This is a genomic window from Bordetella genomosp. 1, from assembly GCF_002261335.1.
Taxonomy (GTDB): Bacteria; Pseudomonadota; Gammaproteobacteria; order Burkholderiales; family Burkholderiaceae_B; genus Bordetella.
Window position 1 is genome coordinate 1195908 of record NZ_NEVL01000003.1, and the last position, 22710, is coordinate 1218617.

Annotated in this window: 22 protein-coding genes; 9 read left to right on the forward strand and 13 right to left on the reverse strand. The window is 70.0% G+C overall.

What is annotated here, in order from left to right; all coding sequences use genetic code 11:
- Positions 1–216: 216 nt before the first annotated feature.
- On the reverse strand, positions 217–1125 hold the full coding sequence (locus CEG14_RS13840) for a LysR family transcriptional regulator (protein WP_094826919.1): 909 nt from the start codon (positions 1123–1125) through the stop codon (positions 217–219).
- Positions 1126–1519: 394 nt separating this feature from the next.
- On the opposite strand from CEG14_RS13840, the gene CEG14_RS13845 reads away from it, so the two are divergent.
- From CEG14_RS13845 to CEG14_RS13865, 5 genes are all read left to right on the forward strand, one after another.
- A complete protein-coding gene (locus tag CEG14_RS13845) occupies positions 1520–2113 on the forward strand; it encodes an amino acid synthesis family protein (RefSeq protein WP_094826920.1) in 594 nt (197 codons plus the stop codon).
- Positions 2110–2898 (forward strand): alpha/beta fold hydrolase, encoded by a 789-nt coding sequence (locus CEG14_RS13850; RefSeq protein ID WP_094826921.1) that lies wholly within the window; start codon positions 2110–2112, stop codon positions 2896–2898. Before CEG14_RS13845 ends, CEG14_RS13850 begins: the two co-directional genes overlap by 4 nt.
- A gap of 44 nt (positions 2899–2942) precedes the next feature.
- On the forward strand, positions 2943–3914 hold the full coding sequence (locus CEG14_RS13855; RefSeq protein ID WP_094826922.1) for a Bug family tripartite tricarboxylate transporter substrate binding protein: 972 nt from the start codon (positions 2943–2945) through the stop codon (positions 3912–3914).
- A gap of 259 nt (positions 3915–4173) precedes the next feature.
- Entirely contained in the window at positions 4174–4605 is a 432-nt protein-coding gene (locus tag CEG14_RS13860) for a hypothetical protein (protein ID WP_094826923.1), read from the forward strand.
- Positions 4606–4750: 145 nt separating this feature from the next.
- Positions 4751–5362, forward strand: a complete 612-nt coding sequence (locus tag CEG14_RS13865; protein WP_094826924.1) for a nucleotidyltransferase family protein — start codon at positions 4751–4753, stop codon at positions 5360–5362.
- 43 nt (positions 5363–5405) lie between these two features.
- Here the strand turns inward: CEG14_RS13865 and CEG14_RS13870 are convergent, their stop codons facing one another.
- Both CEG14_RS13870 and CEG14_RS13875 read right to left on the reverse strand, forming a co-directional pair.
- Positions 5406–6185, reverse strand: coding sequence for a dihydrofolate reductase family protein (locus CEG14_RS13870; protein ID WP_094826925.1), 780 nt, complete (start codon positions 6183–6185; stop codon positions 5406–5408).
- A 25-nt stretch (positions 6186–6210) separates the two neighbouring features.
- Positions 6211–7404, reverse strand: a complete 1194-nt coding sequence (locus CEG14_RS13875; RefSeq protein WP_094826926.1) for an arabinose transporter — start codon at positions 7402–7404, stop codon at positions 6211–6213.
- Positions 7405–7575: 171 nt separating this feature from the next.
- Between CEG14_RS13875 and CEG14_RS13880 the strand changes: the two genes are divergently transcribed.
- Positions 7576–8475, forward strand: coding sequence for a LysR family transcriptional regulator (locus tag CEG14_RS13880; RefSeq protein WP_094826927.1), 900 nt, complete (start codon positions 7576–7578; stop codon positions 8473–8475).
- A gap of 168 nt (positions 8476–8643) precedes the next feature.
- Here CEG14_RS13880 and CEG14_RS13885 read toward each other — a convergent pair whose 3' ends face one another.
- Both CEG14_RS13885 and CEG14_RS13890 read right to left on the reverse strand, forming a co-directional pair.
- Positions 8644–9453 carry a carboxymuconolactone decarboxylase family protein gene (locus CEG14_RS13885; protein ID WP_179280598.1) on the reverse strand — a complete coding sequence of 270 codons (810 nt, stop codon included), beginning with the start codon at positions 9451–9453 and terminating at the stop codon, positions 8644–8646.
- A gap of 14 nt (positions 9454–9467) precedes the next feature.
- Positions 9468–9935: a (R)-mandelonitrile lyase gene (locus CEG14_RS13890; protein WP_094826929.1), complete on the reverse strand. Its 468-nt coding sequence runs from the start codon at positions 9933–9935 to the stop codon at positions 9468–9470.
- Positions 9936–10220: 285 nt separating this feature from the next.
- Between CEG14_RS13890 and CEG14_RS13895 the strand changes: the two genes are divergently transcribed.
- Positions 10221–10958: an SDR family oxidoreductase gene (locus CEG14_RS13895; protein ID WP_094826930.1), complete on the forward strand. Its 738-nt coding sequence runs from the start codon at positions 10221–10223 to the stop codon at positions 10956–10958.
- On the opposite strand, the gene CEG14_RS13900 is transcribed toward CEG14_RS13895, so the two are convergent.
- The 8 genes from CEG14_RS13900 to CEG14_RS13935 all read right to left on the reverse strand — a co-directional run bounded on the left by CEG14_RS13900 (position 10944) and on the right by CEG14_RS13935 (position 21313).
- Entirely contained in the window at positions 10944–11975 is a 1032-nt protein-coding gene (locus tag CEG14_RS13900; RefSeq protein ID WP_094826931.1) for an XdhC family protein, read from the reverse strand. The two genes, CEG14_RS13895 and CEG14_RS13900, sit on opposite strands and share 15 nt — an antisense overlap.
- A gap of 27 nt (positions 11976–12002) precedes the next feature.
- Positions 12003–14189 carry a xanthine dehydrogenase family protein molybdopterin-binding subunit gene (locus CEG14_RS13905; protein ID WP_094826932.1) on the reverse strand — a complete coding sequence of 729 codons (2187 nt, stop codon included), beginning with the start codon at positions 14187–14189 and terminating at the stop codon, positions 12003–12005.
- Positions 14190–14206: 17 nt separating this feature from the next.
- Entirely contained in the window at positions 14207–15199 is a 993-nt protein-coding gene (locus CEG14_RS13910) for an FAD binding domain-containing protein (RefSeq protein WP_094826933.1), read from the reverse strand.
- Positions 15186–16007 (reverse strand): 2Fe-2S iron-sulfur cluster-binding protein, encoded by an 822-nt coding sequence (locus tag CEG14_RS13915; RefSeq protein WP_094826934.1) that lies wholly within the window; start codon positions 16005–16007, stop codon positions 15186–15188. The genes CEG14_RS13910 and CEG14_RS13915 overlap by 14 nt, the downstream gene beginning before the upstream one ends.
- Before the next feature lie 293 nt (positions 16008–16300).
- Positions 16301–17260, reverse strand: coding sequence for a Bug family tripartite tricarboxylate transporter substrate binding protein (locus CEG14_RS13920; RefSeq protein ID WP_094826935.1), 960 nt, complete (start codon positions 17258–17260; stop codon positions 16301–16303).
- Positions 17261–17310: 50 nt separating this feature from the next.
- On the reverse strand, positions 17311–18513 hold the full coding sequence (locus tag CEG14_RS13925) for a CaiB/BaiF CoA transferase family protein (protein WP_094826936.1): 1203 nt from the start codon (positions 18511–18513) through the stop codon (positions 17311–17313).
- Positions 18514–18570: 57 nt separating this feature from the next.
- Positions 18571–19716, reverse strand: a complete 1146-nt coding sequence (locus CEG14_RS13930) for an FAS1-like dehydratase domain-containing protein (RefSeq protein ID WP_094826937.1) — start codon at positions 19714–19716, stop codon at positions 18571–18573.
- Positions 19717–19738: 22 nt separating this feature from the next.
- Complete coding sequence (locus tag CEG14_RS13935) at positions 19739–21313, reverse strand: acyl-CoA synthetase (protein ID WP_094826938.1); 1575 nt, start codon at positions 21311–21313, stop codon at positions 19739–19741.
- A 164-nt stretch (positions 21314–21477) separates the two neighbouring features.
- On the opposite strand from CEG14_RS13935, the gene CEG14_RS13940 reads away from it, so the two are divergent.
- Both CEG14_RS13940 and CEG14_RS13945 read left to right on the forward strand, forming a co-directional pair.
- Positions 21478–22272 (forward strand): IclR family transcriptional regulator, encoded by a 795-nt coding sequence (locus tag CEG14_RS13940; protein WP_094826939.1) that lies wholly within the window; start codon positions 21478–21480, stop codon positions 22270–22272.
- Between the two features lies 1 nt (position 22273).
- Positions 22274–22699: a PaaI family thioesterase gene (locus CEG14_RS13945; RefSeq protein WP_094826940.1), complete on the forward strand. Its 426-nt coding sequence runs from the start codon at positions 22274–22276 to the stop codon at positions 22697–22699.
- The last annotated feature ends 11 nt before the right edge of the window (positions 22700–22710 follow it).

Sequence of the window (22710 nt, forward strand, 5' to 3'; positions counted from 1 at the left end):
TATCCAGGCAGCGCCGATTGGATAAATGCAGTCTGACACCTTTGTTTTGGGTGGCGCCGGCGGGGAAAAATGCAGTCTGACACCTTTGTTCACCTTTGTTTTGGGCCGCGCGGGTTGCATAAATGCAGTCTGACACCGTTGTTTTGAGCGGCGCTGCCCGGATAAATGCAGTCTGACTCCTTTTTTATATGCAGTCTGACTCCTTTTTTGGGGAGATCAGATCAGGGCGGCGCCTTTGCGGCGAGTGAATTGGGTGAGGGAGCGCAGGGCCAGGGCGTGCATGGCGGCGACGGCGGGGGGGAGGGTTTCTTCCTTGCGGGTCAGGACGCCGACGATGCGTTCGACCACGGGTTCGGCCAGCGGGACGAAGGCCAGGCCGCTGCCGGTGGCGGGGCGCGCGAGGACGGGCAGCACGGTGACGCCCAGGCCGCCGGCGACGCTGGCCAGCAGAGAGGCGCGGTTGGACACGACCATGGCGGGATCGTCGATGGCGCTGCCCAGGTCGCGGTTCTTCAGGGTTTCGAAGGTGGCGTTGCCGATCAGGCGCTCCTCGGCCAAGGCCGACCACGGCACCGCGCCGCGTCGGCGCGCGAGGGGATGGCCCTTGCGGCACACGATGCCGAAGGCGTCGCGCGCGACGGGCGTGAAGGCCACCTCGTCGGTGCGAGGCACCTGCCCCGCCACGCCCACCTGCACCTCCCCCGACAACACCAGTCGATGCACGTCGGGCGACGGTTCGTCGATGGCGCGGATGCGGACGTCGGGATGGCTGCGCGCGTAACGCTCGAGCAGACGAGGCAGCCACTCGTCGGCCAGCGACGGCATCACCGCCAGCGCGACGGGGCCTTCGTGCCCCTTGCCCAGACGCAGCGCCGCGTCCAGCACGCGATCGTGGGTGGCGAGCAGTTCACGGAACAACGGCGCCACGGCCAGGCCGAGCGGCGTGAGCTGGGCGCGCTTGCCCGGCTCGAACAGCGGCGCCCCCAGTTGCTGCTCCAGGTCCTGCATGGCCGCCGACACGGCGGCCTGCGATCGGAACGTGCCCTGCGCGGCAAGGCGGAAACTGCCATTGTCGGCCGCCAGCAGAAACTGGCGCAGGTGCTGGATCTTCAGCGGTGTCGGCATGGTTGCGGTCTCAACTGTTGAACTCGGACGACTCGGGCGATCTGGCTGCCCGCCTCGTGGGTGTGGACGGGACCTGCGGGCCTGTGCTGCGGTCCGCCGTCGCGCTACTGCCTCGCCACCGGCCACAAGGCCGCCGGCACGCCAGATTGCGGAAACACCGGGATTGCGCAAACAGCGCTCGGGCAGCGTCTAGCCGCCCGCCGTGTCTGGCGCGACGCCCCGAGCGGCCTCGCGCGCGGTCATTCCGCATCGCGATGCCCCCTCACTGGTGCACCGGGACCGCCACAAAATTCGGATTTCCTGAAGTTAGCTTACGTTAATTTGGATTGTCAAAATCCACGGCCTCCACCAACAATGAGCCATCTTTACAGCCTCAGTTCGATGGAGCGGCGAAATGTCCCTGCAAGTGCGCAAAGTGGTTACCTATGTCGAGAAGACCCTGATCGAAGGCGGTCGGGAGGCGGGCAAGCCGCTCGTGATGATCATCGCCGCGGCGGTGGTGCGCAATCCGTGGGCGGGCCTGCCGTTCCAGGAGGATCTGCGGCCCGGCATCCTGGAAGCGGCGCCGCCCCTGGGCGAGCTGCTGGTGGCGGAAATCCTGCGCGAGGCGGGCTCGGCCGAGAACGTCGAGGCGTATGGCAAGGCGGCGGTGGTCGGCACGGCCGGCGAGGTCGAGCACGCCTCCGCGCTGATCCACACCCTGCGCTTTGGCAACGCCTATCGCAATGCGGTGGGCGGCACCAGCTACCTGAGTTTCACCAACATGCGCGGCGGCCCGGGCTGCGTCATCTCCGTGCCGCTGATGCATAAGCTCGACGAAGGCCTGCGCTCGCATTACCTCACGGTGCAGACCACCATCAATGACGCGCCGGCGCCCGATGAAATCGAGGTCGCCCTGGGCGCCGCCACGTCGGGCCGGCCGCACCATCGCATCGGCAACCGCTACTCCGACCTGCAGGAGCTGGCGCAAGAGGCGGCGCAGAAATGAACACGCACTCGCGGCGTTCCGGCCAGGGCGAACCGCTGGTGCTGCTGCACGGCGTGGGGCTGGACCTCACGCTGTGGGACGACCTGGCGCCGTTGCTGGAGCCTGACTTCGACGTCCTGCGCTACGACCTGCTCGGACACGGCGCGTCGACGCCACTGCGCGGACCGGCGGCCATCGCCGATTTCATCGCCCAGCTCGACGCGGTGCTGGACCAGGCCGGCTGGCGCGACGCGAACGTGGTCGGCTATTCGATGGGCGGGCTGATCGCGGGCGCCTACGCCGCGGCGCGGCCGGACCGGGTGCGCCGCCTGGTCTTGCTCAACACCGTGTTCCGCCGCACCGCCGAAGAAAGCGCTGCCGTGCAGGCCCGGCTGGCCGCCGCGGCAACCCAGGACGTCTATGCCGCCGCCGAAGTGTCGCTGGCGCGCTGGTTCACGCCGGCGTTCCAGGTTCGCAGACCGGAACGCGCGGCGCAGGTGGGTCAGCGGCTGCTGGACAATGACCGTAGCAGCTTCCTGTCGGCATACGCCCTGTTCGCCAACGGCGACCCGATCCTGACGCAGGCCGCGGGCGAGGTGCGCTGCCCGGCGCTGGTCATCACCGGCGAGGACGACGTCGGCTCGAATCCGCGCATGACGCGCGAACTCGCGCAGGCCCTGCCCGACGCGAGCGCCGTGGTCGTGCCCGGCCAGCGGCATATGCTGCCGGTGGAGCAGCCCGAGGTGGTCGCCGCCGCATTGCAAGGCTTTTTCCTGGCGCACAAGGCCGAATCGTCCGCCGCATAGAGACGATCGGCGCAAGTCCACCGACGGTGGAGATGGAGACAAAGATGGACCGCAGAACCCTCATCAAGACCCTGGCGGCATTGAGCGCCGCCCCCCTCGGCGCGACCCTGACGCGCATGGCGGCTGCCAACGAAGCGCCGCTGCGCGTGATCGTGCCGTTTCCGCCGGGCGGCGGCACGGACGTGCTGGGCCGCGTGATCGCGGCCGCGCTGAGCGACACGCTGCAGCGTTCGGTGGTGGTCGAGAACAAGCCCGGCGCGAGCGGCATGCTCGGCGCCGACTACACCGCCAACGGCGCGAAGGATGGCAGCATCCTGCTGTTTGCGGGCCTGGTACCCTCGGTGCGCTACTACGCGCTGCCGCCCGAACAGGTGCTGCAGCGGCTCGCGCCCGTGTGCCACATCGCGCGCTCGCCCTACATGATCGCGGTCAACGGCGACCTGCCCATCAAGAATCTCGGCGAGCTGATCGCGCGGGCCAAAGGCGAGCCCAAGGGGCTGACCTTCGGCTCGCCCGGCAACGCCACGCCCCAGCACATCGCCACCGAGCTGCTGCAGGCCGCCTGCGGCATCGACATGCTGCACGTGCCCTACCGCGGCACCGGGCCGATGATGACCGACCTGCTCGGCGGCCAGATCCAGGTGGTGGTCGCGACGGTCGCCGCCGTCGAGCCCTACCTCAAGAGCGATCGGCTGCGCGTGCTGGCCGTCACGAGCGCGCAGCGCCTGGCCAAGTATCCCGACATCCCCACCGTGGCCGAAAGCGGCTATCCGGGCTTCTCGGCGCAGATCCAATTCGGCACCTACTGCGCGGCCGGCACGCCGGAAGCCACGGTCGCCGCGCTGAATCGCGGCGTCAACGCGGCGCTCAAGACCGAGGCGATCCACGCCAAGCTGGCCGAACAGGGCTTCCAGCCCACCGGCGGCACGCCGGCACAACTGCAGGACGCGCTGCTCGCGGAGATCCGCGACGTGGCCGGACTGGTCAAGGCCGGCAAGGTGCGGGTGGATCTGTAAGGACGGCCGGGCGGCAGGGCCGGACCGCTCGACAGGAGGTCGGCCGACTGGGCCGCAAGGCCGGACCGCTCGGCAGGATCGAACGGCCCGGTCGCTCGATTATGGCGGCGCGGACGGCGCAACGCCGCAGGCGCATTGAAGCATCCAGTCCGGCCTGCCGCCCCGCCCGTGAACTCGTATCCGTCCGCGCGGCAGCCGGCTTCCGCCCGGCCGCCAATCGTGGCATGCTGCGCGCCAGTCCACTCGTCCGCCCCGCCACATGCCGAACCTGTTGCCGCGTATCCTCGACTTCCTGCTGATGGCCGGCGCCGCCGCGCTCTACGGTGGCTGCCTCACCGCGTCGCTGACCACCGGCACGCTCGGCTGGGCGCTGCCCGTCGCCCCCTACGTTTATGGGACGCGCGACTTCTACCTCGACGCCGTCGTGGCGGGCCTGGCCGGACTGGCACTGCTCGTGCTGGTCGAGCGCATTGGGGCCGTGCGCGGGTCGGCGGTGCTGCGCGCGCTGGCCTTCTTCGCCGCCACGCTCGTCGCACTGTGTCTCGCCCCGCCCTCGCCCCAGGTGTTCGGCAACACCTGGGCGGCCGGCGAGGCCTTCAGTGAACTGTTCCTGGCGCAATGGCGCCTGGTGCTGCCCATCGCATTGGCCGCGCTGGTCTTGCGCACGCTATTGCGCCGCACGCGTCACTAGAGACGCGTGCCGAGCCAAGCCGCGTCGCTGGCGCCGAGCCGCATCGCGCGATGCGCGGCACAGCCTCACGATCGCCCCGCCGCCACGGCGCACCTGCATTTCGTGGCATGCTAGTCGGCATGCCGCTCACGACGTCCAGCCCGCCATGACCCATTCCGCGTCCGCCCCCGCGCCCTGCATCGGCGTACTGCTGGCCGCCGGCGCGGGCCTGCGCTATCGCCAGGCCGGCGGCAGCAGCCACAAGTTGCTCGCGCAACTGCCGGACGGCACGCCGGTCGCGCTGCGCAGCGCGCAGGCGCTGCACGCGGTCACGCCCGACCTGCTGGTCATGGTCGGGGCCAACGACACGGAGCTCGCGCCGTTGCTGCGGGCCATTCCCTGCCAGCAGGGCACCGCACCGGCGGGAGCCGAGGCGGGCATGGGCGCCACGCTCGCGGCCGCCGCCCGCTGGTTGCTGGCGCATGCGGCAGACCACACTCACGCGCTGGTCGCGCTCGCCGACATGCCCTGGATCGCACCCGCCACGCTGCGTGCGGTGGCCGCTGCCGATCCGGCGCTGGAGATCGTAGCCCCTGCGTACGCGGGTCGTCGGGGCCATCCGGTAAGGTTCGCACGCGCGCTGTGGCCCGCGTTGGCGGCGCTGTCGGGCGACCAGGGCGCGCGTGCGCTGCTGCAACGCCACGGCGTGCACGAGATCGCGGTGCACGACGCCGGCATCCTGCGCGACGTGGACCTGCCGCAGGATCTCACGCGCTAGCGCGCGAGACCGGCGCCGCCCGGCCGATCGACGTGCCGTCGCGTCAGCGCGCGCGGCCCGCGCCCGCGTCCGCACGCCGCTCCACCGCATACCGCAGCCACACCACGCCCGCGCGCCGTACCTCGCACGACAGCAGCCGCAGCTTGCGCCCGCGCGCCGGCAGGAAATCGGGCGCGGCGTCCTGGCATTCGAAGATGCTGGGAATGCCGGACAGCCCGTCGATGCCGGGGAACACCAGCAGGCTGATCTCGTCGATCAGGTCCGCGCGCAGGAATGCGCCGTTGATGATGCCGCCACCCTGCAGCATCAGGGACGACACCTGGAAATCCGCCTTCAACGCCGCCAGGGCCGCATGCAGGTCGGCGCCGTCCGCGCCGGCGAACACATACGAGACGCCGCGTTCGCGCAGTTGTGCCAGATACGCGTCCGACACCCGCTCTGCCAGGATCGCCACGGCGTGGTCGTCGCCGATGGCCGGGCCGGAGTACGCCAGCCGCCCCTTCGGATCGACGGCGATCGCCAGGCCCCTGCCCTCGCGCCGGCCGACGTGGCTGCGCCGCGAGCGCGCCGGCGGCGCATCGCCGGCTTCGCCGCGCGACGCGGCCCGCGCGTCGATCTGCGGCAACACGCTCTGCATGGTCTTGCGACCCACCAGCCAGCCCTCGCCGCCGATCTCGGCCGCGGCCTCGTCGTAGACCGACAGGATCAGATTCGCATCGTCGTCCTCGGCGGCCGGCGTCCAGCGATCGGTGATCAGTCGGCCATCGATGGCGCTCACCATGTGGCAGACGATCCTGGGGCGGCTTTCGTAACGGGTGCTCATTGCACGACTCCAAAGGAAAAGGCGATCAGGGGCGCGCGCGCAATGCCAGGCCGCTGATCGCCGCCGAAGCCAACGCGCTCACGGCGCTGATCAGAAACACCACGCGCAGCCCGCTCACGCCGGCCAGCAGGCCCAGCAGGGGCGTGGCCAGGCCCAGCGCGAGGTCGAGGAACGCCGTGTAGGCGCCCATCGCGAGCCCGCGGCTCTGGCGCGCGACCCGGCTCACCGCCACCACGCCCAGGCCGGGGTAGACCAGCGAATAGCCCAGTCCGGTGAGCGCGGCGCCGATCAGGGCCACCACCGGTCCGTCCGCGAGCCAGACGCAGGCCTGGCCGGCCGCCTCCACCAGCACGAACACCAGTGCCACGCGGGCGCCGCCGAGGCGGTCGGGCAGATGGCCCAGCACGATGCGCGCCAGGATGAACGTGGCCGCGAACAGACTGAACGCCAGCCACACCGGGGCCCAGCCGCGCTCGGAAAAATACAGCGCGATGAAGGCCGTCATGGCGCCAAAGCCGATGCTGCTGAACGCGAGGCCGACGCCCGGCAACCACACCGCGCGCAACACGGCCGCGGGCGCGGCCTGGGCGTCGCGCGGATGTGGCGCCACGCCGGGCCTGCGTGCCAGCAGCGCCATCGCCAGCAACGGCACGCCGACCGTGGCGAGGCCGATGGCGCCGAAGCCGAAGACGTCGAACAGGCCCGATCCCAGCGGCGCGCCCAACGCGAACGCGCCGTACATCGCCGTGCCGATCCAGGCGATCACCTTGCCGGCGTGCGCCCCGTCGACCGAAGCCAGGCCCCAGGCAAGCGCGCCGGTGATGATGAAGCTCTCGGCCGCGCCGAGCACCGCGCGTCCGCCGATCAGGATGGCGACGGACAGCCCGGGCCGGGTGGCCGCGGCGAGCGAGGCGAGATAGATCAGCCCCGACAGCGATGCGACCACGAACCCGATCATCATGGTGCGCTTCGCGCCGTGCGTGTCGGAGAACGTGCCCGACCCGATGCGCGAGACCAGCGAGGCCGCGAACTGGCTGCCGGTGACCAGCCCGACCTGCAGCGTGCCCATCCCGAGATCGTGATGCACGTGCAGCGGCAGCACGGGCAGTGCCAGCCCGATCACCAGAAAGGCGAGAAACACGGCGGACATCAGGGGCAGCAGCGTGCGGGCGAGGGGCAGGCCGGCATCGGGCGGCGCGGCGGCGATTGTGTTGTTCATGCTTGCAAGAGGCGAGCGGTGCGTCGGGCAGGCGTCACGGGCAAATTGCAGTCTGACACCTTTGTTTTGGGGAAATCGTTGCTTGCGCAGCGGCTTTTGCGTATTGTCCTCAGCACAAGACTGTTCGATAAGACGGCATATTCAGAAGGCACACATGAGGGAAATTCATTAATGGCTCGCGACAACAACTACACCGGCCTGCTGGCCTTCGTGGCCGTGGTGCGCGAGGGCAGCTTCACGCGCGCGGCGGCGCAGATCGGGGTGTCGCAGTCGGCGCTGAGCCACACGATCCGCACGCTCGAGGGCAAGCTCGGCGTGCGGCTGCTCACGCGCACCACGCGCAACGTCTCGCCCACCGAGGCGGGCGAGGCGCTCTACCAGAGCGTGGCGGGGCCGCTCGATCACATCGACGAGCAGGTCGAGACGCTGAGCCGCTTTCGCGACAAACCGGCCGGCACGATCCGGATCACCGCCACCGACTACGCGATCCGCTCCCTGCTCTGGCCGCGTCTCACGCCGTTCCTGGCGAAATACCCCGACATCAAGCTCGAACTGGTGTGCGACTACGGCCTGGCCGACATCGCGGCGCAGCGCTACGACGCCGGCGTGCGCTTCGGCGAACAGCTCGCGCAGGACATGATTGCCGTGCGCATCGGCCCGGACGAGCGCTTTGCGCTGGTGGGCACCAAGGGCTATTTCGCCAAGCATCCGCCGCCCAGAACACCGGACGACCTGGTCGAGCATCGCTGCATAAACCTGCGCCTGCCGACCCACGGCGGCCTCTATGCCTGGGAGTTCGCCAAGCGCGGCGGGCGCGAGGTCAACGTGCGGGTGGACGGCCAGCTCACCTTCAACGGCATCTATGAAGTCGTGGAGGCGGCGCTGGCGGGATTCGGCCTGTGCTACGTGCCCGAGACGCTGGTGGCGCCGCACCTGGCGAAAGGCAAGCTGGTGCGGGTGCTGGAAGACTGGTGTCCCTTGTGGTCCGGATACCACCTCTACTATCCCAGCCGCCGGCAGCCGTCGCACGCCATGACGCTGCTCATCGACGCGCTGCGCTACGAAGCCTGACGAGTACGGCCCGCAACACAGGCCCGCCCTGAGCCGCTGCTCCGCTCCATCAGGGAACGCCGGCTTCAGCGGCCGGGAACGCGACCCGGTCGTTGCCCTTGGCCAGCGCGTCAGCGCCGGCCAGTAGGGCCGCCGTCCACGCCTGTCCCGCCAGGTAGACGCCGCGCCTCATCGCTGTCCGGCCTCGCCGCGCGACCGCTTGGCGAACACGTCCTTGAACACCGGCAGGGCCGAAAAGACGTTCGGCCAGCCCGCGTAGAACGCCAGCTGGGTCAACATCTCGGAAGCTTCGGCTTGCGTGAGGCCATTGTTCATCCCCTTGTTCAGGTGCACCGGCACCTGCGCGATCTGGCCGGCGGCCACCAGGCTGCTCACCGTCACGAGGCTCTTGTCGCGCGGCGCCAGGCCGGGCCGCAGCCACGCATCGCGAAACAGCAGCCGGGTGGTGTTCTCGACCACGCCGGGGCTCACCTCGCCGAAGCTTGCCGACACGAACGCGGCGCGGTCGGCCTCCTCCTTTTCGTCGAGGGGCAGCAGCTCGCCCGCGGCGGCGGGCAGTTGTTCCGGCCGCACGCCGTGGCGCTCGAACACCCGGCGCGCCACCTCGGCCGCGCCGGTGGCGTTGCCCCAGCCCGCATAGAACGCGATGTGCGTGATGAGCTCCGAGAGCTCGGCGGGCGTGACGCCGTTGCCCAAGGCGCGCTCGAGCTGCGCCTCCAATGGCACGAGCTGGTTGCGCGAAATCAGCGCCGACACGGTGACGATGCTGCGGTCGCGCGGCGCCAGCCCGGGACGCTCCCACAGCGCCGTGTCCACGTACTCAGACGAGTAACGCGCCATGCCCGGCGCCACCTGCGCCACGGCCGCCGCGCCGTGGCCGCGAGCCTGTGCCCCACCGGGGTACGAGGTCGTATCGGTGGCGGCACAGCCGCCCAGGCTGCTGGCGGCCAGCGCGCCGGCAATCGCAAGTTTCTTCATGGGGGTCTCCCGCCTCATTGCCGGGCGTATTGCGCGTCCGACACCGGCTCGAGCCAGGTGACGTTTTGGCCGTCGTGCACGGGCGTGACCGCCACGTGGCTCATGGACGTGACGTCGGTCGCGCCGTGCCAGTGCTTGACGCCCGCCGGGATCCACACCGCGTCGCCCGCCTTGATCTCGCGCGCGGGCTGACCGTCTTCGCGCACCCAGCCCTTGCCACTGGTCACGAACAGCCACTGCCCTGCCGGATGCGAATGCCAGACGGTGCGGGCGCCGGGCGCAAAGGTGACCAGGCCCGTGCCGGCCTGCTTGGCGCTCTCGGGGGTGGTAAGGCCATCGATCAACACCTGGCCGGTGAACTGGCTGGCCGCGCCCGCGCGCGTCGGGGTGGCACCGTTGTGCGTGATCTGGATGTTCTCGGCTTCGGCGGCACCGGCTCCCGTCATCGAGAGCGCGAACGCCGCGGCGGCAATCTTCTTCATGGCGATTCCTTTGAGTCTGCGCGCCGCCCGGTACAGGCATGCGCTGCGATAGCGAATCGAGTCTGACAGAAAGCTGTTTATCGATTAATGGCCTGCGCCCGCACGCAGCCATGAATGCGATTCATGAATTGCGGTGCATGCGCAGCGCCCCTGCACGGGGCCGCGCTCATGAATTCGATTCATCGGTGCTAGCGGCGCCCGGCCGTATACGCGCGGCCGGTTCGGGATTCCAATCGTTGCTGAGCCGCGCCACGCGGCATCCCGCAGACACAGAGGTCGGACATCATGAAAGAGAACATCGAAGGCAAGGTCGTGGTCATCACGGGCGCCAGCAGCGGACTCGGCGAGGCGGCCGCACGCGCATTGGCACAGGCCGGGGCGAAGGTGGTGCTGGCGGCGCGCAGCGTCGACCGGCTGCGCGCGCTGGCGCGCGAGCTCGGCATCGCGGATGCCGCCGCGATCATCACCGACGTGACGCAACGCGCCCAGGTCGAGGCCCTGCTGCAAGGCGCGCGCGCGCTGCACGGCCGGGTCGACGTGCTGATCAACAATGCCGGCCTGATGCCCAGCTCGATGCTGGAGAACCTGCATGTGGACGAGTGGGACCGGATGATCGACGTGAACATCAAGGGCGTGCTGTACGGCATCGCGGCGGCGCTGCCCATCATGCAGGCGCAGCGCGCCGGCCACATCATCAACGTCTCGTCCGTCGCCGGCCACAAGGTGGGCTCCGGCGGCACGGTCTACGCCGCCACCAAGCACGCGGTGCGCGCGCTCTCGGAAGGCCTGCGCCAGGAGGTCAAGCCCTACAACATCCGCACCACCGTGATCTCGCCCGGCGCCGTGGACACCAACCTCATCAGCACCATCACGGATCCGGTGATCGCGCAGGCCATGAAGAAAACCTACGAGGGCGCGATCTCGCCCACCGCGTTCGCCCGCGCCGTGTGCTACGCGGTGTCGCAACCCGACGACGTGGACATCAACGAGATCCTGTTCCGCCCCACCTCACAGGTCTATTGAGGCGGCGAGCGCCGCGCGCTCGGCGTGGTTCTTGGCCGCCTCCACCCCCAGGCCCGGCGGCACGGCCACGCCGTTCTTCACCGCGATGACCTCCGCCATCAGGCTGACCGCGATCTCGGCCGGCGTCTTGCTGCCGATGTAGAGCCCGATCGGCCCGCGCAGACGCGCCAGCGACGCCGGCGACTCGCCGAAGTGCGTGATGAAGCGCTCGCGCCGCGCCCGGTTGTTGCGCCGCGAACCAATGGCGCCCACATAGAACGCCTCGCTGTGGATGGCCTCGAGCAGCGCCATGTCGTCGAGCTTGGGATCGTGACTGAGCGCCACGATGCAGGAGCGCGCATCGGGGCGGAATGCCAGCACCGCGTCGTCGGGCATCTCGGTGGTGATGCGCAGATTCAGGTCGCTCAGGGTGTGCAGCTGTTCGCGGCGCGGGTCGCACACGGTCACCTCGAAGCCGTTGAATCCGGCGATGGTGGCCACATAGGCGGCCAGATTGCCCGCGCCGATCAGCAGCATCCGATAGGCCGGCCCCAGCGTGACGGCGAGGGTACGCGCATCGCATTGCAGCGGTGCGGGCCGGTCGCTCGCCGACAGGGTCACCCGGCCCGTCTCCAGGCAGACCGTGCGCCGCACCAGTTGCCCCGCACGCAGCTGCGCCAGCAGGGCCGCGGTCGTGTCCGGGGCGGGCGCAAACTCCACCACCAGCTCGATGGTGCCGCCGCACGGCAGGCCGAAGCGATGCGCCTCGTCGGCCGAGACGCCGTAGCGCAGCGTGGCCACCGGCGCCCCGTCCCAGCCCTGCGCCTCGGGCCCGGCGTGGCGATCGATCAGGTCGTCTTCGATGCAGCCGCCCGAGACGCTGCCCACGGTGCGGCCGTCGCGGTTGAGCGCCATCATCGCGCCCACCGGCCGGGGTGACGAGCCCCAGGTCCGCACCACGGTGACCAGCGCCACCGCATCGCCGCGCGCGGCCCAGTCGCGCGCGGTCTGCAACACCTGCATATCGAGGCTATCCATGTCTGCTCTCCGCAATCGGTGGCGCCATCACAGCAGCTTGTCCGGCGTGATCGGCAGGTCGCGCACGCGCCGGCCGGTGGCGTGGAAGACCGCGTTGGCGATGGCGGCCGGGATGCCCACCATGCCGAGCTCGCCCATGCCCTTCACGCCGAGCGGATTGACGATCGTGTCGTCTTCTTCGACGAAGATGGTCTCGATGGCCTGCACGTCCGCGTTGACCGGCACGTGGTAGTGCTGCAGGTTGGCGTTCATGATGCGGCCGAGCCGGTGGTCCACCTCGGTCGCCTCGAGCAGCGCCATGCCGATGCCCCACACCACGCCGCCGATCTCCTGGCTGTGCGAGGCGAGCGGATTGATGATCTTGCCGCAGGCCGTCACCTCGATGGCACGCGTCACCCGCACGGTGCCGAGGTCGGGATCCACCTTGACCTCGACGAACTGCGCGCCGTGCGCGAGCGAGGCGTAGTTGGCGCGTTCCGGCGAGGGCTTGGACTCGTAGGTCTCGTCCAGCGTATCGAGGCGATGACGGCGCATGAGATCCGCCACGGCCACCGCGCGGGCCGGGTCGCCGCGATGGCGCAGCATGCCATCGGCCATCTCGACCTGGCCGGCGTCCAGGCCCGACAAGGGCGACGCGGACTCGGCCACCGCCAGCGCCGCCAGCCGGGCCACGACCGCGAGCGCGGCGCCGCGCACCGCCGAGCCCACGCTGGAGGTGGTCCAGGAGCCGCCCTGCGAGGGCGCGGCCGGCTGGTTCGAGTCGCCCAGCTCGAACTTGACGCGCTCGAGCGGCATGCCCAGGAACTCGGCGGCGATCATCGTCATCACGGTATAGGTGCCCGGCCCGATGTCGCTGGTGGCGCTGGACACGCGGGCGCTGCCGTCGGCGCGATAGACCACGCGGGCGCTCGCGGGCATCTGCATCGCGCCCCACACGCCGGTGGCCATGCCCCAGCCCACCAGCAGGTGGCCGTCGCGCATCGAGCGCGGCGCATGCGAGCGCGCCTTCCAGCCGAACTTCTCCGCGCCCAGCCGGTAGCACTCGCGCAGCGCCTTGCTGGAGAACGGCTTGCCGCTCTCCGGATCGACCTCGGCGTAGTTGACCAGGCGCAGCTGCAGCGGATCCATGTCAAGCGCATACGCGAGCTCGTCCATCGCGCTTTCCAGCGCGAACATGCCGCTCACGGCGCCCGGCGCCCGCATCCAGGTCGGGCTGGCCATGTCGGTCGGCACGATCTTCAGCGGCGCATCGAGATTGGGACAGGCGTAGACCTGCTTGATGAAGCGGGTGGTGGCATCGGAGAATTCCTCGAACGACGAGGTGTTGTGGAACGCCTCGTGGATCATCACCGACAGCTTGCCGTCGCGGTCCGCGCCCAGCCGCACGTTCTGCAGGGTGTGCGGCCGGTAGCCATGGCCCGTGTACATCTGGCTGCGCGTGTACACCACCTTGACCGGACGGCGCACGATGCGCGCGGCCATGGCGGTGAGCGAGGGGTAGTAGTTGGGCTTGAGCGACGAACCGAATGCGCCGCCCACGAACGGAGACACCACGCGCACCTGGTCCGGGCGGATGCCGAAGGCGGTGGCGAGGTGCTTCTGCACGCCGCCCACGCCCTGCGTCTTGTCGAAGATCGTGAGTTCGTCGCGATCCCAGAACGCGATGGCGGCGTGCGGCTCGATGGGGTTGTGATGCTCGATCGGAATCCGGTATTGCGCCTCCACCTTGACCGTGGCGTCGCGCCAGGCGCCGGCAGGGTCGCCGCGCGGCTTGGCCTTGGCCGAATCGTCGTCCAGCGCGGCACGTGCCAGCGCGGCCTCGGTATCGGTGTTGTGCGGCTCGGCCTGATACGAGGCCTGCACCAGCCGGGCGGCGTGGCGCGCCTGTTCATAGGTCTGCGCCACCACCAGTGCGATGGGCTGCCCGTTGAAGTAGATGCGATCCGACTGCAACGGCCATTGCCACGCGTCGCCCGCCGCGCCGGCGCCGCCCAGCTTGCGCGCGTTGCGGTGCGTGATCACCGCCAGCACGCCCGGCGCCTTCTCCGCCTCGGTGGTCTCGATGCGTTCGATCCTGCCCTTGGCGATCGTGCCCAGCACGATGAAGCCGTAGCAGAGATGCGGCACCTGGAACTCGGCCGCGTACTTGGCCTTGCCGGTGACCTTGGCCACGCCGTCCACGCGCGGCGTCTCTTTACCCAGATATCGGGCCATGATGTTCTCCTCTGCCGCTAGGCCAGGCGCGCGGCTTGCGCCAGCGCGCGCGCCACGGCGCGTTTGCCGAGCGGAATCTTGTATTCGTTGTGTGCCAGCGGCCGCGCGTGGCGGAACGCCACCTCGGCGGCCTGCTCGAAGCGGGCCGCCGTGGGCGCCTCGCCCACCAGCAGCGTCTCCGCCGCGGTGCTGCGCCAGGGCATGTGGGACACGCCGCCCATCACGATGCGGGCCCGCCGCACCACCCCGCCGTCGATCTCGAGCGCGGCGGCCACCGACACCATCGCGAACGCATACGAGGCGCGGTCGCGCACCTTCAGGTAGTGCGAGTGCGACGCAAACGTCGCCGCGTCGTCGGGCAGCTCGATGCCGACGATGAGCGCACCATGCGGCAGCGTGGTGTCGAGGTGCGGCGTGTCGTCGGGCAGGCGGTACAGCTCGGCCAGGGGCATGGCGCGGCGTGCGCCGTCGGCGTCGAGCAGCGTGATGCGGGCGTCCAGCGCGACCAGCGCATTGGCCATGTCGCCCGGATAGGTGGCGACGCAGGCATCGCTCCAGCCGAACAGCGCATGGATGCGGTTGAGGCCCTGCCGCGCGGCGCAGCCGCTGCCGGGCTGGCGCTTGTTGCACGGCGTGGCGATGTCATAGAAGTACGGGCAGCGGGTACGCTGCAGCAGGTTGCCGCCGTTGGTGGCCATGTTGCGGATCTGCCCGGACGCGCCCGCCACGATGGCCTCGGTCAGGAGCGGATAGCGCTCGCGCACCAGCGGATGATTGGCGGTGTCGGCATTGCGCGCCAGCGCGCCGATCGCGAGGCCGGCGTCGCCGCGCTCGATCGCGGTGAGCGGCAGGTGGGAGATGTCGACCAGCCGCACCGGCCGCTCTATGTCTTCCTTCATCAGGTCGATCAGGTTCGAGCCACCGGCCAGGAAGCGCGCGCCGGGCTGCTGCGTGACCGCCGCCACGCCATGGGCCGCGTCGGCGGCGCGGACGTACTCAAACGGTCTCATTGGCGTCTCCGTCGGCGCTGCGCGCCTGCGCGATCTGGATCGGCGTGGCATAGGCCCAGGCCTGCTGCGCCTGCCTGCCCGAGTGCACCTCGTGCACCGCGGCCACGATGCCGGGATAGGCGCCGCAGCGGCACAGGTTGCCGCTCATGCGCTCGCGGATCTCCTGGTCGGTGAGCGCCGGCGCGCCGGCGCGCACGTCGGCCGTCACGTGGCTCACGTCGCCGTTGCGCACCTCGGCGAGCATGCCGACAGCCGAACACAGCTGGCCCGGCGTGCAGTAGCCGCACTGGAACGCATCGTTGGCAATGAAAGCCGACTGGATCGGATGCAGCCGCTCTTCGGTGCCCAGGCCCTCCACGGTCGTGACCTTGCGGCCCTGGACCGACGCGGTGAGGGTGAGACAGGACAGCACGCGGCGTCCGTCGACGAGCACCGTACAGGCGCCGCACTGGCCCTGGTCGCAGCCCTTCTTCGAGCCCGTGAGCGCCAGGTGCTCACGCAAGGCATCGAGCAGCACCGTGCGCGAATCCAGCGAGAGCACGCGCGGCGTGCCGTTGATCTCGAGCGTCACCTCGACCGGGTTGAGGACCGCGGCGGGCGCGCCTTCCGCAGGCACAGGCACGCGCTGCGCCAGCGCGCTCTCCTGGGCCAGCAGGCTGGCGGCGAAGCCGCCGATGCCGCCGGCCACCGAGCCCAGCATGAACTGGCGGCGCGTCGGGCCGCCTGCGCGGTCCTGGGCGGTGTCGTCCCGCGCCGCGGCATCTGGCGATGGCGAGCGCGGCGGATCGTCGTGGGGTAGGTTGGGCATGTGAGCGGTCCCTGAACGGAGTTGAAAGCGCGCGCCGCGCACGCCTGGCGGCGGCCGTGCGCGCGGCGGCGGACATCGAAAAACTGTAGCGGCTCGAGGGTCGGTTTTCTCATGAATTCCGCTCAGGACACTGATGAGCCAGATCACTGAATGCCGCACTCCCCCAGCAATATCAACGGCTTGCAGCGTCGCCCGGTGGACTCGGCCACCGGCGGCGGACTGTGTTCCAACGAAAATAGGGGATCGCAAACCTGCGATCCCCTTGGATCAACGGCGGCGCCGCCGGGCCCGCGTCAATCCGCCTTCAGCCCCGCCTCCGCGATCAGCGGCCCCCACTTCTTGCGTTCGCTGGCGGCGAACTGGCGCAGCTCGTCGGCGCTGCCGCCCGCCGGCTCGTGGCCGAGTTCGAGCAGGCGCTTGCGCACCTCGGGCTGCTTCAGGATGGTGGCGAGCGTGTCGTTCAGGGTCTTCACCACGGCCCCCGGCGTGCCGCGCGGCACATAGACGCCGTTCCACGCGATCACCTGGAAGCCGTTCACGCCCGCGTCGGCCACCGAAGGCACGCCGGGCAGCAGCGCCGAGGGCTTGAGCGAGGTCACGCCCAGCGGCACCAGCTTGCCGCTGTCGATGAAGGCACGCGACGCGCTCACCGTGTCCACGCCGACCGCCACCCGGCCGCCGATCAGGTCGGTCATGGCCGTGCTCGAGCCCTTGTACGGAATGCCGGCGATGCGGGTCGAGGTCTGCTTCTCGAGCAGCTCCAGCACCAGCCGCGCGGTGGTGCTGGGCAGGCCCACGTCCACGCCATCGGGCTTGGCGCGCGCGGCCTTGAGCAGATCCTGCAGGCTCTTGAGGGGCGAACCGGCAGGCGTCAGCAGCACCATGGGAAACGAGCTGACCAGCATCACGGGCTCGAAGTCCTTCTCCGGATCGAAGGGCAGCGAGCTGTAGAGATACTGGTTGAGCACGTGGGTGCCGTTGGTGCCCATGAGGACGGTGTAGCCGTCGGCGGCCGCGCGGCCGACTTCGGCGGTGCCGATGTTGCCGCCGGCGCCCGGCCGGTTCTCGACCACGAAGGTCTGGCCCAGCGCCTTGGTCAGGTGTTCGGCGAGATAGCGCGTGGCCACGTCGGTGCCCTGCCCCGCCTGGTAGGGAACGATCACGCGCACCGGCTTGGCGGGATAGGTTTCGGCCCAGGCCGGCCGCAGGCATGCCAGCGCCGCAAGCAGCGCTGTGCTCAACAGTCTTTTCATCGATGTCTCCTGGTGGAAGGAATGGCTTTGTTATGTTCCGTGCCGCCCGTCTATGGGGCGGCAGGCAATGCGCCGCTCTCGCGCAACTGCGCGATGCGGTCCGGGTCGAACCCGGCCTCCTGCAGAATCTGCTCGGTGTGTTCGGCGAACCGGGGCGGCGCGCGCCCCGGCGCCCCGGGCGTGCGGCTCAGGTGGTTGGGCAGGCCCACGCCCCGATAGCCGCCCTCGCCCACGCGCATGGCCGCCGCGTGCGGCTGCGCAAACGCCTCGGGCACGCTGTTGACCGGACCGGCCGGCACGCCCAGCCCCATCAGCGCCTGGCACAGGGGCTGGCGTTCGTGGCCGGCCAGGGCTTTCTCGATGATGGCGCGCAGCGCGTCGCGATGGCGCAGCCGGCCCGCGTTGTGCGCGTAGCGTTCGTCGGCCAGCGCCTCGGCCAGGCCGAGATAATCGCAGAAGCGGCGGAACTGCCGGTCGTTCAGGATGCCGAGGAACACGGGCCCGTCACGGCACTGGAACTTGTCGTAGGGCGCGATGTTGGGATGGGCGCTGCCGAGCAGCCCCGGCGCCGCGCCCGACTCCATCCAGTTGGCCGCGTGCGGCACCAGCAGGCTGAGCGCGGTGTTGAACAGCGTGGCCTCCACGCGCTGGCCCCGGCCGCTCCTGGCGCGCTCGACCAGCGCCATCAGGATGCCGGTCATGGCCGTGTAGCCGGTGAGGTGGTCGACGATGGGGATGCCGATGCGGGTGGGGCCGCAGGCCGGCTCGCCGTTCACGCTCATCAGGCCGCACATGGCCTGCAGGATCGCGTCGTAGCCGGGCAGCCCGCCCAGCGGGCCGTCGGCGCCGAAGCCGGAGATCGCGCAATACACCAGGCGCGGAAAGCGCGCGGCCAGCGTCTGTTCGTAGTCCAGGCCCCAGCGCGCCATCGTGCCGGGGACGAAATTCTCGACCAGCACGTCGGCCTCTTCGAGCAGCGCCAGCAGCACCGCCCTGCCCTCGGGCCGCGACAGGTCGAGGGCCAGCGCGCGCTTGCCGCGATTGACGGCACTGAAATACGCCGCGTCGCCCGAGGCCGCGAACGGCGGCCCGAGCGTGCGGGTCTCGTCGCCCGAGGGCGGCTCGATCTTGATGACGTCGGCGCCGTTGTCGGCCAGCATCTGCGTGCAGAGCGGGCCGGCCAGCACGCGCGACAGGTCGACGATCTTCAGGCCGGCGAGCGCGCCGCCCTGCGGTACGGAAGCTTCGGACATGGTCGCCTCCAAGCGATGGGGCCCCGGCGCGAACCGGGGTGTCCGGAAGGGCGCCGGTCAGGCGCGCGACGGCAGCTCCACCACGCCGGTGCCGAGCACGGAGAGCTCGTCGTCCTGGTTGCGGGCCTCCTGCTCGATCTCCACGAGGTGCCGGCCGTCTTCCACGTACTTCCGTTTGACGCGGCCCTTGAAGAACAGCATATCGCCTTCGGGGTTGTGGCGGCGGATCTTGCAGTGCGACTTGCGCAGGAAGCCGTCGTCGCCCATCCAGTTGGTGAGATGGTGCGTGAGCCAGGAGTTGCGCTCCGGACCGTAGTCGTAGGCGCCCGGCGCGCCCACCTCCAGCGCGAAGTCCTCTTCCCAGTGCACGCGCTCGGGCACGTCGGGAATGCCGAAGCGGTTGGTGATGCCCACGCCCGGATGGGCGTCGATCAGTTGCCAGGCGATCTTGTTGGCGCGGATGTAGAGGCCGCCCCAGCCCTGCGCGAAGGCGATGAAGCCGGTCACGGTCATGGGGCCCTTGAACAGCACGGGCAGCGCCTCGCCCTCGGTCACGTCTTCCCAGTAGCGCGTGTTGGCGCCGCGCACCTCCTCCTGGGCATAGAGCTTGTAGGCCTCGCGGATCTCCGCCTCGGAATAGCGGCGCGGTTCGCGCGCGCGCACTTCCTTGTATTTGCTGCCCTGTTCACGGGCGTGGTCGCGCTCGGTGCGGAAGCACCAACTGTCGGCCTCGGCCACCTTGTCGCCTTCCTGGTTGAAGAAGTCGACGTGATAGATCTGCTGGACGGCGCGGCCGGCGAAGCGGGTTTCGTGCTCGACCAGGTCTTTCAGGTAGGCCTCGGTGGAGATGGTGTCGTTGCGGCGCACCGGCTTGTGCCAGCTCCAGTCGGCGCCCGACCACATGGCGTGCACGCCCGGCAGGCCGCCCACGTAGCCCGACACGATGCGGCTGGTGGAGAACAGAAAGCTGGGCAGCGCCACGATGCCGCCGAAGCGCGAGCGTGCCGCGTACTCCGGGTCGCACCACAGCGGATTGTCATCGCCGATGCCGTGGGCGTAGTGGCGGATGTTGTCGCGGGTGGCTTCGTAGCACCAGGGTTCGGCGGTGGCGCCGATCTTCACGCCGATGCGGTCGCGCAGTTCCTCGAGGCCGCGTTCGGTGATCTTGGGAAAGCTGCGGGGCGTTTGCGTCTGGGTCAACATGGTGTCTCCGTGGAATGTAGGGTCACTGCACGGCCGCGGCCGTGGCGGGGGGAGCAACTGCAACTTCCTGCTCACGCAATTTCTTGCGATGGATCTTGCCGGCGGGCGTCTTGGGCAACTCGGCCACGAACACGACCTGCCGGGGATACTCGTGCTGACTCAGTTGCGTGCGCACCGCATCCTGAATCTCCTGGATGAACGCCTCGTCGCCCGCGCGGCGCGCCACCACGAAGGCCTTCACCACCTGGCCGCGCAGCGCGTCCGGCACGCCGATGGCGGCCGCCTCGGTCACGTCGGGGTGCTTGAGGATGGCGTCTTCGATCTCGACCGCGCTCATGGTCCAGCCGGCCGAGATGATCACGTCGTCGGCCCGCCCGCCGTGCCAGAAGTAGCCATCGGCATCGACACGGCCCAGGTCCTTGGTGGGCACCCAGGCGCCGCGCCGCCAGAGCTTGATCTCGCCGGTGACGCCGGGCGGGCACGGCGCGCCGCTGGCGTCCTGCACCTGCACCGTGAGCCCGGGCACCGCCTTGCCCAGCGAGCCCGGCTTGACCGGAAAGTCGGGCGCGCCCGGGTAATTGACCAGGCAGACCCCGATCTCGGTGGTGCCGTACATGCTGCAGGCCGGGCGGCCGAAGGTCTGCGCCACGAACTCGGCGGTCTCGCTGTCGATCGGCTCGCCGGTGAACGACAGCTTGTCGAGGTGGTAGCGGTAGCGCGCCGCCGCGCCGGAATTGCGCATCATGCGGTAGTGCGTGGCGGCCGCCGACAGGTTGGTGAAGCGGTGCTCCTGCAGCGCGCGCAGCAGCCACTCGGCGTTGTACTTGCCGGCATAGGCGCCGATGGTGACGCCGAGTGCCAGCGGCGCCAGCGTGCCGTGCCACAGGCCGTGTCCCCAGGCCGGCGACGAGGGGCACATGAAGCGGTCACCCGGCCGCACGCCCGTGCCGTAGAGCGTTGCCAGCATGAGCGTGACCAGCGCGCGATGGCTGTGTCTGACCGCGTCGGGCAGCTCGCGGGTGGTGCCCGAGGTGTACTGGAAGATGGCCAGGTCGTCGGCCCTGCTCTCTGGCGCATAGCGATCCGGATACGACGCGAGGCCGGGCAGGAAGTCGGCGTCCGCCACGATGATCTCCAGGCCCGGCAAGGCCGGCACCTGCGGCGCCTTCTCCGCGTTGGTCACCAGCAGCCGGGGCCGGCAATCCTCCACGCGCAGCCGGATGCCATCGGGCCCGAACAAGGTGAACAGCGGCACGGCGATGGCGCCGCGCTTGATCGCACCGAACAGCGCCACGTAGAACTCGCGCGACGGCTCCAGCATCACGGCCACCCGGTCGCCCGGCACGATGCCCCGGGCCGCCAGCGCGTGGGCGAAACGCGACGCGTCGCGCGCCAGTTCGTCGAAGCCCAGCGTCTCATCCTCGCCGTTGGCCTTGACCAGGATGATGGCGGGCCGGCCGCTGCCGGCATGGCGGTCGATGCATTCGTGCGCGATGTTCATGTGGCCGCGGTCGCCGTCGAACAGCTCCCACAGGCGCTCGGGCGTGCAGTGCGCCTGGGCCTCGGCGTAACTGAGGTAATCCGTCAATCGGGTCATGACGCCATGTCTCCTCGTTCTGGTGAGGCTCACTTTGCGCGCCGCCGATTAAATTGTCAATGACGTTTATTGATTGTATTAGTACAATCATTGTGAAGAGAAAGCGCGGCGCGATGGCGTCGATCCGGCGTATCCTGTGCCCTCACGAATGGAGAATCCTGCGCATGAATGAAGCGATCGAAGCCGACCGGAAAGCGGGCCCGCGCATACGCGAAGTGCCCGCCGTCACGCGTGCCATCGCGATCCTGCGTCTGCTGGGCCGCGGCGGCGAAGCGCTCACGCTCAAGACGATCTCGGACGAGCTGGGCATGGTCACCAGCACCTGCCTGCACATCCTGCGCGTGCTGGTCGACGAAGGCCTGGTCAAGGTCGATGCCGGCAGCAAGCGCTACAGCCTCGGCGTGGGCATGCTCACGCTGGCGCGCAGCGTGATCGAGAGCAGCCCCTTTCCCGCGCTCGTGCAGCCGGCGCTCGATCGCGTGTCGCAGGAAGCCAACGTCACGGCCATCGGCGTGGAGATCGCCGGCCAGGATCACATGGTGGTGCTGGCGCTCTCGCGTTCGCATGCGCCGTTCCGGCTGCACGTGGACGTGGGCAGCCGTTTTCCGGCGCTGATCAGCGCCACGGGCCGGCTGGTGGCGGCCTTCGGCGGCATCGGCGATGCCGAGGTCGAGCGGCGCTTCAAGGCCTTGCGCTGGGACCAGGCGCCCGATATCGAGAGCTGGCGCAAGGACGTGGACCAGGCGCGCGCCAAGGGCTACAGCATCGACCGCGGCAACTACATCGACGGCGTCACGGTCGTGGCCGTGCCCGTGCTCGACGCTGCCGGCCGGCTGACCCACTCGCTGGTCGGTGCCGGCCTGTCCACCCACCTGGGCGCGGCAAAGGCACAGGCCCTCGCCCGCGATCTGCAGGCCGAGGCGCAACGGCTGTCGCAACTGCTGGCCGCACGGAGCTGAGATGACACGCGCAACGATCACCGCGCAGGCGCTGCGCGACGCGGGCTGGACCGAGCGTGCCGGCCAGGGTTTCTCGGCCCACGTGGGGCCGATCTGGACCCGTCGCGAAGACGGGCACTGGGCCTATGGTCTCCTGACCGGCCCGCAGCATGCGAACATCGCCGGGCTGGTGCACGGCGGCCTCATCGCGACGCTGATGGACCAGGGCCTGAGCGCGATCGCCTGGGAACACGTCTCGCGCCAGCCCTGCGTGACCGTGCAACTCGATACCCAATACCTCACCGCCGCGCGGCCGGGCCAGTTTCTGGAGGCGCGCGGCCGCGTGTCGCGCGCCACGTCGTCGCTGGTGTTCGTGCAGGGCGAGATCACGGCCGGCGACGACACCATCGCCGCGGGCATGGCGATACTCAAGCGCATGCGCGCCTGAGCCGCGCGCAC

What these genes read in the sequence shown, in the direction of transcription:
- CEG14_RS13840 (WP_094826919.1), bottom strand. Translation starts at nt 1,125, where the DNA reads ATGCCGACACCGCTGAAGATCCAGCACCTGCGCCAGTTTCTGCTGGCG.
- CEG14_RS13845 (WP_094826920.1), top strand. Translation starts at nt 1,520, where the DNA reads ATGTCCCTGCAAGTGCGCAAAGTGGTTACCTATGTCGAGAAGACCCTG.
- CEG14_RS13850 (WP_094826921.1), top strand. Translation starts at nt 2,110, where the DNA reads ATGAACACGCACTCGCGGCGTTCCGGCCAGGGCGAACCGCTGGTGCTG.
- CEG14_RS13855 (WP_094826922.1), top strand. Translation starts at nt 2,943, where the DNA reads ATGGACCGCAGAACCCTCATCAAGACCCTGGCGGCATTGAGCGCCGCC.
- CEG14_RS13860 (WP_094826923.1), top strand. Translation starts at nt 4,174, where the DNA reads ATGCCGAACCTGTTGCCGCGTATCCTCGACTTCCTGCTGATGGCCGGC.
- CEG14_RS13865 (WP_094826924.1), top strand. Translation starts at nt 4,751, where the DNA reads ATGACCCATTCCGCGTCCGCCCCCGCGCCCTGCATCGGCGTACTGCTG.
- CEG14_RS13870 (WP_094826925.1), bottom strand. Translation starts at nt 6,185, where the DNA reads ATGAGCACCCGTTACGAAAGCCGCCCCAGGATCGTCTGCCACATGGTG.
- CEG14_RS13875 (WP_094826926.1), bottom strand. Translation starts at nt 7,404, where the DNA reads ATGAACAACACAATCGCCGCCGCGCCGCCCGATGCCGGCCTGCCCCTC.
- CEG14_RS13880 (WP_094826927.1), top strand. Translation starts at nt 7,576, where the DNA reads ATGGCTCGCGACAACAACTACACCGGCCTGCTGGCCTTCGTGGCCGTG.
- CEG14_RS13885 (WP_179280598.1), bottom strand. Translation starts at nt 9,453, where the DNA reads ATGAAGAAACTTGCGATTGCCGGCGCGCTGGCCGCCAGCAGCCTGGGC.
- CEG14_RS13890 (WP_094826929.1), bottom strand. Translation starts at nt 9,935, where the DNA reads ATGAAGAAGATTGCCGCCGCGGCGTTCGCGCTCTCGATGACGGGAGCC.
- CEG14_RS13895 (WP_094826930.1), top strand. Translation starts at nt 10,221, where the DNA reads ATGAAAGAGAACATCGAAGGCAAGGTCGTGGTCATCACGGGCGCCAGC.
- CEG14_RS13900 (WP_094826931.1), bottom strand. Translation starts at nt 11,975, where the DNA reads ATGGATAGCCTCGATATGCAGGTGTTGCAGACCGCGCGCGACTGGGCC.
- CEG14_RS13905 (WP_094826932.1), bottom strand. Translation starts at nt 14,189, where the DNA reads ATGGCCCGATATCTGGGTAAAGAGACGCCGCGCGTGGACGGCGTGGCC.
- CEG14_RS13910 (WP_094826933.1), bottom strand. Translation starts at nt 15,199, where the DNA reads ATGAGACCGTTTGAGTACGTCCGCGCCGCCGACGCGGCCCATGGCGTG.
- CEG14_RS13915 (WP_094826934.1), bottom strand. Translation starts at nt 16,007, where the DNA reads ATGCCCAACCTACCCCACGACGATCCGCCGCGCTCGCCATCGCCAGAT.
- CEG14_RS13920 (WP_094826935.1), bottom strand. Translation starts at nt 17,260, where the DNA reads ATGAAAAGACTGTTGAGCACAGCGCTGCTTGCGGCGCTGGCATGCCTG.
- CEG14_RS13925 (WP_094826936.1), bottom strand. Translation starts at nt 18,513, where the DNA reads ATGTCCGAAGCTTCCGTACCGCAGGGCGGCGCGCTCGCCGGCCTGAAG.
- CEG14_RS13930 (WP_094826937.1), bottom strand. Translation starts at nt 19,716, where the DNA reads ATGTTGACCCAGACGCAAACGCCCCGCAGCTTTCCCAAGATCACCGAA.
- CEG14_RS13935 (WP_094826938.1), bottom strand. Translation starts at nt 21,313, where the DNA reads ATGACCCGATTGACGGATTACCTCAGTTACGCCGAGGCCCAGGCGCAC.
- CEG14_RS13940 (WP_094826939.1), top strand. Translation starts at nt 21,478, where the DNA reads ATGAATGAAGCGATCGAAGCCGACCGGAAAGCGGGCCCGCGCATACGC.
- CEG14_RS13945 (WP_094826940.1), top strand. Translation starts at nt 22,274, where the DNA reads ATGACACGCGCAACGATCACCGCGCAGGCGCTGCGCGACGCGGGCTGG.